The sequence below is a fragment of the Streptomyces sp. CA-251387 genome (genome assembly GCF_050936625.1).
In the GTDB taxonomy this organism is placed as follows: Bacteria; Actinomycetota; Actinomycetes; order Streptomycetales; family Streptomycetaceae; genus Streptomyces.
On sequence record NZ_JBNJMJ010000001.1, the window covers coordinates 487107 to 501046 of the forward strand.

Consider the following 13940-nt stretch of genomic DNA (forward strand, 5'->3'; position numbering starts at 1 on the left):
TCGGTGCGGGGCGGCAACCTGGATGGCCGACAGCTCCGCCGCCGCACGGCCCGCTGGGGCCCGCAGACCCTGTCGAGGCCGGTCCGTACCGGCTGGAGGCCGTTCTGGGTGCGGGCGGGATGGGCCGCGTCTACCTCGGGCGTACGCCGGCCGGCAGCGCGGTCGCGGTCAAGGTCGTACACCGCGCATACGCGAGCGACGCGTCGTTCCGTCAGCGCTTCGCACAGGAGGTGGCCGCGGCCCGGCGAGTCCAGGGTCTCTACACCGTGCCGGTCGTCGACGCGGATCTGCGGGCCGATGAGCCCTGGCTGGCCACGGCCTATGTGCCCGGGCCGTCCCTGCAGCACGCGGTCGCCGAACGGGGGCCGCTGCCGGCCGATGCGGCGCTGGCGCTGATCGCCAAAGTGGCCGAAGCGCTGCAGTCCATCCACGCCGCCGACGTGATCCACCGCGACCTGAAACCCTCCAACATCATCCTCACCGCGGAAGGGCCCAAGGTCATCGACTTCGGTATCGCCCGGGCCGCCGACGTCACCGCGGTGACCGCCACCGGGATGCGCACCGGGACGCCCGCCTACATGGCGCCCGAATACATCAGGGGGCAGAGCGTCACCGAAGCCGGTGACGTGTTCGCCCTCGGCGTCGTCGCCCACTTCGCCGCCACCGGACGCCTCGCCTTCGGCGGCGGCAACGACCACGGCGTGACCTACCGCATCCTGGAACAGGCTCCCGACCTCGACGGCTGCCCCGAGCCCCTCCGGGCCATCGCCGCCGGCTGCCTGGAGAAGGCCCCGGAGCGGCGGCCGACCCCCGCCGAGGTGGTCGAGCTGTGCCGCGGGATCGCCGAGCCGGCAGTCACCGACGCCGACACGCTCACCGCGGTGCCTCCGCCGGGGCGGCCCGGGCCCGCGACGCCCGGCCCACCCGTGGCACCGGGGTCGCCCATGGCACCGGGCTCACCCGGGGCCCCGGGCTCACCCGACGCCGCCACACGCGCTGCTCCGCCCCCGCCGGGCTCACCCGCCGCCGGCACGCCCGCGGCGCCCACTCCCGCCGCGCACGCCCCGACCCAGGTCGCCGCCCCCGACGACCCGGCCCATCCGCCGGGCTCAGACTCGCTGCCACACCCGCAGAGCCCGGAACCCCGTACCGACCCCACCCCGCGACTGCCCGTACTGATCGGCGGATTCGGGGTCGGGGTCATCGTCCTCGCCATCATCCTGATCGCCGTCTTCGTTCCCCCGTCCACCCCCGACCGCCGTGAACGTCCACTTCCCTATCCCGCGTTCCAGCCCACGGCCGCCCTCACCTCCCCGTCGCCGGAGGCCGAAGGCATCGCGTTCAGCCCGGACGGCAGGACACTCGCCACCGGCAGCCTCAACGGCAAGCTGCGGCTGTGGGATCTCGCCGGCCGCAAGCCACGTGTCACCCTCACCCAACGCGACGAGGTCGGCAATGTGTTCAAGATCCGCAGTGTGGCGTTCAGCCCCAATGGCAAACTCCTCGCCACCGGCCTCGATGGCGGCCCGGTGGGGGTGTGGGACGTGGCCCGGCGCCGGCAGATCCGCTTCCTCCACTTCGGCGGCGAAAGCGTGGCCTTCAGCCCGGACGGCAAGCTGCTCGCCTTCGGCGGTCAGGGCGGCGCGGTGTACCTGTGGGACACCGACAACCGCACGGACAAGCCGGCCGCCTACTACGACCACAAGACGAATGTCACGAGCGTGGCCTTCAGCCCGGACGGCCGGACGCTGGCCTCCGCGGGCGACGACTCCGGCAGCAACCTGACCCCGCATCACTCGGCGCTGCTGTGGAACGTGGCGGACCGCGATCCGGACCCGTACGGCCAGGACGGTCCACGCGCCACCCTCAGTCACACTCAAGGAGTCACGAGTGTGGCGTTCAGCCCGGACGGCAAGACCCTCGCCACCGGCAGCCTCGACGACAAGATCCGGCTGTGGGACGTGGCCGACGGACGCCAGAAGGCCACCCTCAGCGACAGCAACGTCACCTCGGTCGAGGACCTGGAGTTCAGCCCGGACGGCAAGACGCTCGCCACCACCGCCTACCGCGGAGTGCTGCTGTGGGACGTGGCCCGCCGCACACCACGCGCCATCCTGTCGACTCCCGCGGACGAGGACGAGGCCGCGATCGCAGACGTGGCCTTCAGCCCGGACGGCCGGCTCGTCGCGGGCAGCGACCGGGTGAACCGCACGGTGCAGCTCTGGAAGACCCCTTCATAGCGGGTGACACAGTTCCAGCCGGGACGAAGCCTTGCTGCTCTTCTTGTGTCATATCTAAAATATTTCTGCTGATTCTCGTGTTTGGCGAAATACCTTCGGTAAACGGCTATCGAGAGTAGGTGCCTGCATGACGGTTGCCGCTGTGTCGACGGTCCATCCGGACGAGGTGCACGAGAGACTCGCCCGTCATGTGCTGACCGACGGTTTCAAACTCGTGCTCGACCCGCTCGCCAGTCAGGGCTCGTGGATCGTCGACGCGCGCACCGGGGACAGGTTCCTCGACCTCTACTCGTTCTTCGCGTCCGCTCCGCTGGGGCTCAACGCCCCGGGCATCGTGGACGATCCGGAGTTCATGACCCTGCTTGCCCAGGTGGCGGCGAACAAGCCCGCCAACCCCGACGTCTACACCACGCACTACGCCGAGTTCGTCGAGACGTTCGCCCGGGTGCTGGGTGATCCGGCCCTGCCGAGACTCTTCTTCGTCGAGGGCGGGGCGCTCGCCGTCGAGAACGCGCTCAAGGCGGCGTTCGACTGGAAGAGCCGCCGCAACGAGGCCGCAGGCCGCTCACCCGAGCTCGGCACCAAGGTCCTCCACCTTCGGCGGGCGTTCCACGGCCGCAGCGGTTACACCCTCTCGCTGACCAACACCGAGCCGGGCAAGACGGCCCGCTTCCCGAAGTTCGACTGGCCGCGCATCGACGTACCCGCCGTGCGGTTCCCCCTCGAGCGCCACCTCGCCGAGGTCGAGGAGGCCGAACGGCGGGCCCTCGAGCAGGCGCGGCGGGCGTTCGAGGACAACCCGCACGACGTCGCCTGCTTCATCGCCGAGCCGATCCAGGGCGAGGGGGGTGACAACCACATGCGCCCGGAGTTCCTGCAGGCGATGCAGAGGCTCTGTCACGAATACGACGCCCTGTTCGTGCTCGACGAGGTGCAGACCGGGGTGGGGATCACCGGTACCGCCTGGGCCTACCAGCAACTCGGCCTGGAACCGGACATCGTCGCCTTCGCCAAGAAGGTCCAACTCGGGGGCATCATGGCCGGACGCCGGGTCGACCAGGTACCCGACAACGTCTTCCGGGTCTCCGGCCGGATCAACTCCACCTGGGGCGGTGGGCTGGTCGACATGGTCCGGGCGCGTCGCATCCTGGAGATCATCGAGCGGGATGATCTGGTGGCCCATGCCTCTTCCGTGGGAGCGTGGTTCCTGGCCGAACTACGTGATCTGGAAGGGCGGTGCGCATCGGTGGTGTCCAACTCGCGGGGGCGCGGACTGATGACCGCCGTCGATCTTCCCGACAGCGGCGTCCGCGACGAGGTGGTGCTGCGGTTGCGCACCGAGGAGCAGGTGATTGCATTGCCGTGCGGTGAGCGTTCGGTGCGCTTCCGCCCTGCCCTGTCCATCACCCAGGACGAGCTCGGAGTCGCCCTGCGGGCCCTCGACCGGGTCCTCGCCGGTCTGCACTGACCCGTACCGGCCGACCGACCCGTCCCAGCCGACAAGGAGCAAAGTCATGGCCCGTTCCGTCGCCTCGATCGTTGCCGGCCACCCCGTCGCCGGCGCTCCCGGCGGGACCCTTCAGCGCCCCAATCCCGGTCGTACCACCGAGCTGGTCACCGAGGTGTCGCTCGGGGACGCCTCGACGTTCGTCGCGGCCGCCGAGGCCGCGAAGGCGGCTCAGCGGTCCTGGGCCGACGTCCCCGCGCCGGTGCGCGGATCCGCGATCGGAAAGATCGGCCGGCTCGTCGAGGCGAACAAGGACCGGCTCGCCCGCATCGTGACCGAAGAGATCGGCAAGCCGTTCGCCGAGGCACTCGGCGAGGTCCAGGAGATCATCGACACCTGCGACTTCTTCCTGGGCGAGGGCCGTCGGCTGTACGGGCAGACGGTGCCCTCGGAGATGCCCGACAAGCAGCTGTTCACCTTCCGCAACCCCTTGGGCGCGGTCGCGGTGATCACCGCCGGGAACTTCCCCGTGGCCGTACCGGCCTGGTACCTCGTGCCGGCGCTGGTGACCGGCAACACCGTGCTGTGGAAGCCCGCCGAGTACGCCGCCGCGAGCGCCAGGGCCCTCTACGAGCTGTTCGTGCACGGGGGCGGCCTGCCCGACGGCGTACTCAATCTCGTACTCGCCGACGGGGAGCAGACGTACGCCGGTCTGGAGGCCTCCCTCGACGCCGGGCTGGTCGACAAGGTCGGCTTCACGGGCTCCACGCTCGTCGGCCGGAAGATCGGCGCCCTGTGCGGAAACCACCTGCAGACCCCGTGCCTGGAGCTGGGCGGCAAGAACCCCCAGGTGGTCACCCCGAGCGCGAACCTCGACCTGGCGGTCGAGGGGGCGCTGTTCTCCGGATTCGGCACCGCGGGGCAGCGCTGCACCTCCCTCGGGACGCTCTTCGTGCACGAGTCGGTGCACGAGGACTTCCTCGCCCGCTTCGACGCCGCGAGCCGCGCGGCCCGGGTCGGCGACGCGTTCGAGGACGTCCTCTACGGCCCGATGCTCGACGAGCGGTTCGCACAGCGCTACGAGACCTTCCTCGGCTGGATCAAGGACCACCACCGGACGTACGGCTCCGACGGCATCGGGCGGATCACGGCCGACAACCCGCGCAAGGGCTTCGTCGGGGACCCCGAGGCGGGCATGTTCTACCACCCGGTGATCGTCGACGGAGTGCGCCGCGACGACGACCTGTTCCTCACCGAGACCTTCGGTCCCATCGTCGGAGTGACCACCTACCGGGACTTCGACGAGGCCCTCGAACTGGCCAACCTCCACGGTTACGGGCTGTCCGCCGCGATCTACACCACCGACCCGCACGAGGTGTGGACGTTCCGGCGCGGCATTTCCGCGGGCATGGTCAGCGTCAACAACACCACCTCCGGAGCCGAGGCGCACCTTCCGTTCGGCGGCAACGGCAAGTCGGGCAACGGCTCTCGCCAGTCGGGGCAGTGGGTGCTCGACCAGTTCACCCGCTGGCAGTCGATGAACTGGGACCACTCCGGGCGCCTGCAGAAAGCACAGATGGACGTGGCCACGCTCGAGCCCGACCTGTCGTTCCGCCTGTGAGCGCCGTCGAGGACCTGGACCGGCACTTCCGCGAGGCAGTCGCCGGTCTCCGGTCCGCGGACGCGGCGGTCGAGCGGGCCGCCGGCGGGCTGGACACCCGTATCGCACAGGACCTGTTCGACGCCCAGCTGGAGAGCCGGCACGCCGACGCCGCCGCGCGCTGGATGCAGCAGCAGGGGCGTGGCTACTACACCATCGGATCGAGCGGGCACGAAGGCAACGCCGCGCTCGCCCTCGCTTTGCGCCCCACCGACCCGGCGTTGCTGCACTACCGGTCCGGCGCCTTCTACTGCGCCCGGGCCCGGCAGGCCGGCGGCATCGACGCGGTCAGGGACATGTTGCTGGGGGTGGCCGCCGCGGCCGACGAGCCGATCGCCGGCGGCCGGCACAAGGTGTACGGGCGCCGCGAACTGGCTGTCATCCCGCAGACGTCGACCATCGCCTCGCACCTTCCCCGAGCCGTCGGAGTGGCGTGGAGCATCGCCCGCGCCAACCGGCTCGGGGCCGAGTGCGCCTGGCCCGGCGACGCCATCGTCTGCTGTTCCTTCGGCGATGCCTCGGTCAACCACTCCACTGCGGCGGGCGCCGTGAACAGCGCCTGCCACGCTGCCTACCAGGGCTTGCCTATGCCAGTGCTGTTCGTCTGCGAGGACAACGGCCTGGGCATCAGCGTGCCGACACCGCACGACTGGGTGCGGCACGCCTACGGCAACCGGCCCGGCCTCGCCTACTTCGCCGCCGACGGCTGCGATCCGTCCGCCGCCTTCGACACCGCGTGCGAGGCGGTGGCCCACGTGCGCAAGAGCCGGCGACCGGCGTTCCTGCACCTGTCGATGGTGCGCTTTCTCGGCCATGCGGGCTCGGACGCCGAAGCCGCCTACCGGATGCCGTCCGAACTCGCCGCGGATCTGGAACGCGACCCGCTGCTGGCCACGGCCCGGCTGCTCACAGCGGCCGGCGTCCTCACCCCGCAGCAGGTCCTCGACCGGTACGACGAGGTGAGCGGACGGGTGTTCGCCGTGGCCAAGGAGGCCCTGGAGAGTGAGCCCCTGAGCACCGCCACGCAGATCGCCGCCCCCATCGCACCCCGCCGTCCCGACCTCGTGGCGGCCGCCGCACGCCGTACGAGCGAACCGCCCGCGGTGCCCGTGGGCGAGCCCGTCACCGTCGCCCAGGCCATCACCCACACCCTCGCCGACCTGCTCGGCAGCCACCCGGAGATGGTCGTCTTCGGCGAGGACGTCGGCCGCAAGGGCGGGGTCTACGGAGTGACCCGGGGACTGCAGCGGCGATTCGGTGCCGCCCGGGTCTTCGACACCCTTCTCGACGAACAGGCCATCCTCGGCCTCGCGCTGGGGCAGGGCTGTCCGGGCTGCTGCCGGTGGCGGAGATCCAATACCTCGCGTACCTGCACAACGCCGAGGACCAACTGCGCGGCGAAGCCGCCACGCTGCAGTTCTTCTCCCAGGGCCAGTACCGCAACCCCCTGGTGGTCCGCATCGCCGGCTACGGCTATCAGCGCGGCTTCGGCGGTCACTTCCACAATGACAACGCGCTGGGCGTCCTGCGTGACATTCCCGGACTGGTCGTCGCCTCCCCGTCCCGCCCCGACGACGCCGCCGCGATGCTGCGCACCTGCGTGGCGGCCGCAAAGGTGGACGGCACGGTCAGCGCCTTCCTCGAGCCGATCGCGCTCTACCACACGCGAGACCTCCACACGGACGGGGACAACGACTGGCTCGCCGCGTATCCGCCACCCGCCGAGCACGTACCCATCGGCCGGGCACGCACCTACGGCATGGGCGCGGACCTGACCCTCGTGACCTTCGGCAACGGCCTGCCCCTCTCGCTTCGAGCCGCACGCCGGCTGGAGCAGCAGGGCGTCGCGTGCCGGGTCGTCGACCTGCGCTGGCTGGCGCCGCTACCGGTCGACGACCTGCTGCGGGAGGCCCGGGCGACGGGACGCGTCCTCGTGGTCGACGAGACGCGCCGTACGGGAGGCGTGTCGGAGGGAGTCGTCACCGCCCTGGTCGACGCCGGATTCGTCGGCGCCGTCCGGCGGGTCGCAAGCGCGGACAGCTTCGTCCCGCTGGGGCAGGCGGCGCAGTTGGTGCTCGTGTCCGAGGCCGACGTCGAGCGGGCCGCCGATGAAGTGCTCTCAGCAGGCCGTCATCGTCAACGGTGACGGCTGGTCGGGCCCCAGTGGGCCCCGGGGACCTCGAGGCTCCCCGGGCCGGGCCGTGGCACGCCCAGGGGCACCCGCGCACGTGACCTTCGCTTGCGCAAGGTCGATACTGCCGACAACAGCGTTTTCGCCGACCCACCTCCGACCGCCACGATCAACTACTGACCCAACCCGCTCTGACCTGCAGAAACGCCGGTCGTGAGCCTATACGCCAGTCTCACCGGGAGGTACCCATGAAGATGCTGATCAACGTCGCGGAGACCGTGGTCGCCGACGCCCTGCGCGGGATGGCCGCGGCCCATCCCGAGCTGGTCGTCGATGTGGAGAGCCGGGTGATCGTACGGCGGGACGCTCCCGTGGACGGGAAGGTCGCCCTCATCTCCGGTGGCGGGTCGGGGCACGAGCCGCTGCACGGTGGATTCGTGGGTCCGGGGATGCTGTCGGCGGCCTGTCCGGGTGAGGTGTTCACGTCGCCGGTGCCCGACCAGATGGTGAAGGCGGCGGCCGCCGTGGACAGCGGGGCGGGTGTCCTGTTCATCGTGAAGAACTACACGGGGGACGTGCTCAACTTCGACATGGCCGCCGAACTCGCCGAGGACGAGGGCATCCAGGTCGCGAAGGTGCTCGTCAACGACGACGTGGCGGTCACCGACAGTCTCTACACGGCCGGGCGGCGCGGCACGGGCGCGACGCTGTTCGTGGAGAAGATCGCCGGTGCCGCGGCGGACGAGGGGCAGCCGCTGGAACGGGTGGAGGCGATCGGGCGTCAGGTCAATGAGAACTCCCGCACGTTCGGGGTCGCCCTGAGCGCCTGCACCACGCCCGCCAAGGGCAGCCCCACCTTCGATCTGCCGCCCGGCGAGCTGGAGTTGGGCATCGGCATCCATGGCGAGCCCGGCCGGGAGCGGCGGGCGATGATGACGTCGGGCGAGATCGCCGACTTCGCCGTGGGCGCGATCCTGGACGACATGACCCCACGCAATCCCGTCCTCGTCCTGGTCAACGGCATGGGCGGAACACCGCTGTTGGAGCTGTACGGCTTCAACGCCGAGGTGCAGCGGGTGCTCACCGAGCGCGGTGTCGCCGTCGCGCACACCCTCGTCGGCAACTACGTCACCTCGCTCGACATGGCCGGCGCCTCGGTCACCCTCTGCCAGGTCGACGAGGAACTGCTGCGGCTGTGGAACGCGCCGGTGAGGACACCGGGGCTGCGGTGGGGAATGTGATCCGCAGACCGACGCTCGCAAGGCACCCTTCACGCAAGGAGATCCAGTGCTCGACGCCGATTTCTTCCGCCGTTGGATGACGGCGACCGCAGCCGCCGTCGACCGTGAGGCGGAACGGCTCACCGCCCTCGACTCGCCCATCGGGGACGCCGACCACGGCAGCAATCTGCAACGGGGGTTCACCGCCGTCACGGCGGCGCTGGAGAAGGAGGCCCCGCAGACGCCAGGAGCGATCCTGACCCTCGCCGGGCGGCAGCTCATCTCGACGGTCGGCGGGGCGTCGGGGCCGCTGTACGGGACGTTGCTGCGCCGGACCGGCAAGGCCCTCGGGGACGCCGGCGAGGTGAGCGAGGACCAGTTCGCCCAGGCGCTGCGGGCGGGGGTGGACGCGGTCATGGCGCTCGGTGGTGCGGCGCCGGGCGACAAGACCATGATCGACGCGCTGGTGCCGGCGGTGGACGCGCTCGGGGACGGCTTCACCGCGGCGCGGGCCGCCGCCGAGGAGGGCGCTCTGGCGACGACGCCGTTGCAGGCCCGCAAGGGGCGGGCGAGCTATCTCGGCGAGCGCAGCATCGGGCACCAGGATCCCGGGGCCACGTCCTCGGCGCTGCTGATCGCGGGGTTGGCGGAGGCGAACGGTGAGTGACGGAACGGTGAGTGACGGAGCGGTGGGTGACGAGGAGAAGGGCGAGCGGGTCGTCGGCATCGTGCTGGTCTCGCACAGCGCGCAGGTGGCCGCCTCGGTGGCCGAGCTGGCGCAGGGCCTCGCGGGCGGCGGAACGGGCGTGCCGGTGGCCCCGGCGGGCGGCACCGAGGGCGGTGGCCTCGGCACCAGCGCCGAGCTGATCGCCGCGGCGGCGGCCGCCGTGGACCGCGGCGCCGGGGTCGCGGTCCTCACCGACCTGGGCAGCGCGGTCCTCACCGTGAAGGCCCTGCTCGCGGAGGGCGACGAACTCCCCGCCGACACACGCCTGGTGGACGCCCCGTTCGTCGAGGGCGCGGTGGCCGCGGTCGTGACGGCGTCCACCGGCGCCGACCTCGCGGCGGTGGAGGCGGCGGCCGCGGAGGCGTACGCGTACCGGAAGGTCTGAGGAGGACCGCCGGAGAGCAGGACCGCGGGGGGCAGGACCGCCGGGGGGCAGGACCGCGCCGGACTGCGGCAGCTGTCCACGGCAGCCACAGTCCGCCGACGCCCTCCCCGTCTCCGCGGCTGCCCCTACGCGAACCCTTCCGCCGCGATCGCCAGCGCCGAGCGCAGCGTCGCCATCAGCTCGGCCTGTGCCGTCGCCGGGTCGGGTTCGGGCTCGGGCTCGGTGGTGTGCCAGGCGTGGTGCTCGACCGCCGCGCGCAGCGCCGCGTTGAACATCGCCGCCTGGATCACCGGGCGCAGGTCGTCGGCGGGCAGTCCGGCGCGTTCGGCGAGGGCGCGGGCGAACGCCGGTTCTGCCTCGTCGTACGTCTGCAGCCAGATCGCGCGCAGGCCGGGCTCGGCACGGGTCAGCCGTACCAGCGCCCCCACGGTCGTGCGGTCGGGGACGGACAGCAGGCGCTCCTCGACCGCGAACTCCCGGTCCATGATCTCCTCCAGAGCCTCACCGGGGCGCCACTGCCGCAGGCACCCGGCGATCAGGTCGATGCCGGCCGAGAACAGCGGCCGTACGCAGCTCTCCTTGCTCGGGAAGTAGCGCCACACCGTCCGCGCGGAGACGCCGACCGCCGCTCCGATCTGCTCGCCGCTGGTGGCCGCCACGCCCTGGGTGACGAACAGGTCCACCGCCGCCCGCGCGATCTCCAGCCGGATCTCGGCCTTGCGCTCCTCGGTCAGGGGCGGTCGTCCCGTGGGCCGTCCCGTGCCTCCGCTGGCTGCGGTCATTTGTCTCCTCCGGCCGGCACTGATCGCTCTTCCCGAATTCTCCCCGAAGACTTTATGTCACTCAGAGACATTAAGTCGGGTGGTGAGGTCTCGGACTCACGGATGGAGCACTTCATGAGCAGCGGACTGGACGGGCGCAGCGTCATCGTCACCGGAGCGGGCTCGGGCATCGGACGCGCTGCCGCGCTGGCCTTCGCCAGGGAGGGCGCCCGGGTCGTGGTGGCGGATCTGAACGCCGAGGGCGCGCAGGCCGTCGTCAAGGAGATCGACCAGGCGGGCGGCGCCGCGGTCGCCGTCGTCGGCGACCTGAGCGAGCAGGCCGTCGTCGACCAGGTGGTCGAGACCGCCGTCGGGCGCTTCGGCGGTGTGGACGTCCTGGTGAACAACGCGGGGATCATGGACCGGATGTCGGCCCTGGCGGACGTCACCGACGCCGAGTGGGAGCGGGTCATCCGGGTCAACCTCACCGCCCCGTTCCTGCTCACGCGGGCGGCTCTGCCGCACATGCTGGAGGCGGGCGGAGGCGCCATCGTGAACACGGCGTCCGAAGCCGGCCTGCGCGGCAGCGCCGCGGGTGCCGCCTACACCGCGTCGAAGCACGGCGTGGTGGGGCTGACGAAGTCGCTCGCGGTGATGTACCGCAAGCAGGGGATACGCGCGAACGCCATCGCCCCGGGCGGCACACAGACCGGCATCGTCGTGGACGCCGCGCAGGACGCCCACGGGCCGGCGACCCTCGGCCCGCACTTCGTCAACCTCGGCAAGCTGGCCCAGCCCGAGGAGCAGGCCGCCGCCATCGTGTTCCTCGCCTCGGACGCGGCGAGCAACATCAACGGCGTGATCCTGCCGGTGGACGACGGCTGGTCGGCGGTCTGACGCTTTGACACCACGTGCACGCGCGCGTGCAGGCATCACTCGTCGTATACGGATCGCCCTTCGGGCACAGCTTCCTCGGCGCGCACGACTTGCCCACCGCGCACGGGTTCCTCGCCGCGCACGACTTGCCCACCGCCCACGGGTTCCTCGCCGCGCACGATTGGCTCACCGTCCACGGATTCCTCGCCGCGCGCGCCTTGCGCACCTTGGACGACCTGCCCGCCGTGCACGAACTCCCTCGCCAGCCGCTGTCCGGTCGCCACGGCGGCCGCGCGGTCCTCGATGGGCGTCACCGGCTCGCCCTTGAAGACGATGTAGGTGACCCCGGAGGCCGTGCCGCCGCGGCGCGGGTCGGGCGGGATACCGAGGGCCTCGGCGGTGGCGTAAGACGCCTCGCCGATGATGTCGCGCGGGCCGACGTCGCCGACTACCGCGTACTGCACCCGGCCCCGGTACAGGACAGCCGCCACCGAACCCCCGCGGATGCCGTGATCACGATAGTTCCAGATGCCGCTCGGGGCGGGCACGACGATGTACGGGAGGCGTTCGGCACTCAGGTGGCGGCCGTCGGACTGCTGGAAGGCCGTCGTCGCGGAGAAGTACGGATCCGTACGGCCGTTGCAGCGGTCGGTGGGCTGCCCATCGCAGTCGATGTCCATGTCCGCCTTCCAGAACACCGCACCGGGTGCCCCGCAGACCGGGATCCTCGCGGGCGCGCCCTTGTCGGTGCGGTAGCGCCCGTGGGAGACGGATGTGCAGTCGCGCACCTTGGCCAGCAGGTCAGCGGCGCCGATGTCGGGCTCGCGCCGGGTCGTGGGCTCTTCCTGCGCGGCGGGCGGGGGTGTGGGCAGCGTCGTCGGAGCGAGCAGGGCGGCACTTGCCGCCGCCAGCGTCATCGACCGGACACGCACTGTGCGAACCCCTCTCCTCGGGGAGGTGACGAGCACTCAGCCCGAAGCAGTGTCAGAAGCATTGTCAATAGGGCACTCAGTCAATCTGATGCCGTTCGGATCATGCTGCCATCAGAGGGGCCCGTACGGCTCGCACCCGGGCGACACGCGACCGTCTTCGAGCTTCGGGCAGGGGCCGGGGGCCCGAGTCCGCGACGGGACCCCGACCCCCGGCCACCCGTATCCCGGCGCGGGATCAGCGACGACAGCAACCCGTGCCGACGGCATGAACTCCCCGACGCACGTGGGGAGTTGCCGTGAGGAGCTTCAGCATACGTAACGCTCCCGGTGTGCCACCAACGACCGCCCTCTTGATGTGATCGCGTCAGCGGCGCCATATTGGTCCGGACCATTGCCGCGAGGCCGCCCCCGGGAGGCAGAGTCGTGCGACGCGTTCTCGTACTCATGTCCGCCCTCTGTACGGCGTTCGCGCTGCTCTCCTCCTGCGCCTGGAGCGAGGCGGGCGAGGACGGCGGCCCGCTGCCCGCGGCGCCCACGGGTGTCACGGCCGCCGCGGGGAGTGCGACGAGCGTGCACGTCATGTGGAACGCTGTCTCGGCGGACCGTGGCATCGACCACTACGAGGTGTATCGGGGCCCCACCAAGGTCAAGGAAGTGCCGGGCTCCGCCCACATGGTGGACGTCACCATGCTCAAGCCGTCCACCATGTATGCCTTCACCGTGCGGGCCCGCGACACCGACGGGCGGCTCGGCCCGCCGAGCAAGGAGGTCCGGGCGACGACTCCCGGGGCCGTGGCTGCCGACCACTCGGCCCCGACCCGCCCGGGGAAGGTCCAGGGACGGGCGGTCGCCAGCCGGGCGGTCGAGCTGGCGTGGTCGCGGGCGACGGACGACCGGGACGTGGTGTCGTACGACATCCATCAGGGCGAAACAAAGATCCACAGTGTGGGCGGGAACCAGACCGCGACCGTGGTCACCGGGCTTCGGCCCGGCACACGCTATTCCTTCACGATCCGGGCCCGGGACGCGGCCGGCAATCTCTCGCCCGCCACCGCGGCGGTCCGTGTCACCACGCCCGGCACCGACGACGGGCGCGGCACCGCGCCGACCGCCTTCCGGGCCACGACCCATCGCGAGGAGGGGGCGTACTACCTCGACCTGAGCTGGGTGCCGCCGCGGACGGACGGCGTGGTCGCGGAGTACGAGGTGCGGCTCGACGGACGTACGGCCACCTCGCTGGTGTACGGCGGGAGCGCGCCGCGCGAGCGGGCCACGTACAGCTTCTATCTGGGGCCGGAGAAGGGAGTCGCTCACCGCGTGCGCATCCGGGGGAGGCTACCGGACGGCACCTGGGGCGGTTTCTCGGCGGAGCGGACGGTGACGACCGGCGCGCAGGGCTGACTTCCCCTCCGGCGTCCCCCGGATGCAGCAGCCCGTCACCTGTCCGGGCGCGGCCCGCATGCGGTCCGTCCCCGGGGCGCGTTGGCTGCCCCTGAGGCAGCACGGGCGTTCCCGATCCTCGGCGGCGCCAGGGATGTACCGCCGACCGTGCCGCCGGAGG

The 13940-nt window shown here is 71.5% G+C and carries 10 protein-coding genes and 2 pseudogenes; 10 read left to right on the plus strand and 2 right to left on the minus strand.

Annotation, left to right across the window (positions count from 1 at the left end):
• Positions 1-119: 119 nt before the first annotated feature.
• The 8 genes and pseudogenes from ACQEV2_RS02215 (at position 120) to ACQEV2_RS02250 (ending at position 9810) form a co-directional block, all read left to right on the plus strand.
• On the plus strand, positions 120-2240 hold the full coding sequence (locus tag ACQEV2_RS02215; protein WP_433035880.1) for a WD40 repeat domain-containing serine/threonine protein kinase: 2121 nt from the start codon (positions 120-122) through the stop codon (positions 2238-2240).
• A gap of 127 nt (positions 2241-2367) precedes the next feature.
• Complete coding sequence (gene lat, locus ACQEV2_RS02220; RefSeq protein ID WP_433035883.1) at positions 2368-3708, plus strand: L-lysine 6-transaminase; 1341 nt, start codon at positions 2368-2370, stop codon at positions 3706-3708.
• A gap of 46 nt (positions 3709-3754) precedes the next feature.
• Positions 3755-5308 (plus strand): aldehyde dehydrogenase family protein, encoded by a 1554-nt coding sequence (locus ACQEV2_RS02225; protein WP_433035886.1) that lies wholly within the window; start codon positions 3755-3757, stop codon positions 5306-5308.
• Positions 5309-5472: 164 nt separating this feature from the next.
• Positions 5473-6896, plus strand: a pseudogene (locus ACQEV2_RS02230) (thiamine pyrophosphate-dependent enzyme); the annotation flags it as partial.
• Between the two features lie 210 nt (positions 6897-7106).
• A complete protein-coding gene (locus ACQEV2_RS02235) occupies positions 7107-7493 on the plus strand; it encodes a transketolase C-terminal domain-containing protein (protein WP_433054137.1) in 387 nt (128 codons plus the stop codon).
• A gap of 233 nt (positions 7494-7726) precedes the next feature.
• On the plus strand, positions 7727-8719 hold the full coding sequence (dhaK, locus tag ACQEV2_RS02240; protein WP_433035889.1) for a dihydroxyacetone kinase subunit DhaK: 993 nt from the start codon (positions 7727-7729) through the stop codon (positions 8717-8719).
• A gap of 46 nt (positions 8720-8765) precedes the next feature.
• Positions 8766-9365 carry a dihydroxyacetone kinase subunit DhaL gene (gene dhaL / locus ACQEV2_RS02245; RefSeq protein ID WP_433035892.1) on the plus strand — a complete coding sequence of 200 codons (600 nt, stop codon included), beginning with the start codon at positions 8766-8768 and terminating at the stop codon, positions 9363-9365.
• The gene (locus tag ACQEV2_RS02250) at positions 9358-9810 is read left to right on the plus strand and encodes a PTS-dependent dihydroxyacetone kinase phosphotransferase subunit DhaM (RefSeq protein ID WP_433035895.1); all 453 of its coding nucleotides are present in this window, start codon (positions 9358-9360) and stop codon (positions 9808-9810) included. Before dhaL ends, ACQEV2_RS02250 begins: the two co-directional genes overlap by 8 nt.
• 125 nt (positions 9811-9935) lie before the next feature.
• Here ACQEV2_RS02250 and ACQEV2_RS02255 read toward each other — a convergent pair whose 3' ends face one another.
• Positions 9936-10592 (minus strand): TetR/AcrR family transcriptional regulator, encoded by a 657-nt coding sequence (locus ACQEV2_RS02255; protein WP_433035898.1) that lies wholly within the window; start codon positions 10590-10592, stop codon positions 9936-9938.
• A 114-nt stretch (positions 10593-10706) separates the two neighbouring features.
• Between ACQEV2_RS02255 and ACQEV2_RS02260 the strand changes: the two genes are divergently transcribed.
• Complete coding sequence (locus ACQEV2_RS02260; RefSeq protein WP_433035901.1) at positions 10707-11468, plus strand: SDR family NAD(P)-dependent oxidoreductase; 762 nt, start codon at positions 10707-10709, stop codon at positions 11466-11468.
• A 221-nt stretch (positions 11469-11689) separates the two neighbouring features.
• Here ACQEV2_RS02260 and ACQEV2_RS02265 read toward each other — a convergent pair.
• Positions 11690-12379 (minus strand): annotated as a pseudogene (locus ACQEV2_RS02265) (glycoside hydrolase family 75 protein); the annotation flags it as partial.
• A 423-nt stretch (positions 12380-12802) separates the two neighbouring features.
• Here ACQEV2_RS02265 and ACQEV2_RS02270 point away from each other — a divergent pair.
• Complete coding sequence (locus ACQEV2_RS02270) at positions 12803-13780, plus strand: fibronectin type III domain-containing protein (protein ID WP_433035904.1); 978 nt, start codon at positions 12803-12805, stop codon at positions 13778-13780.
• Positions 13781-13940: the final 160 nt, after the last annotated feature.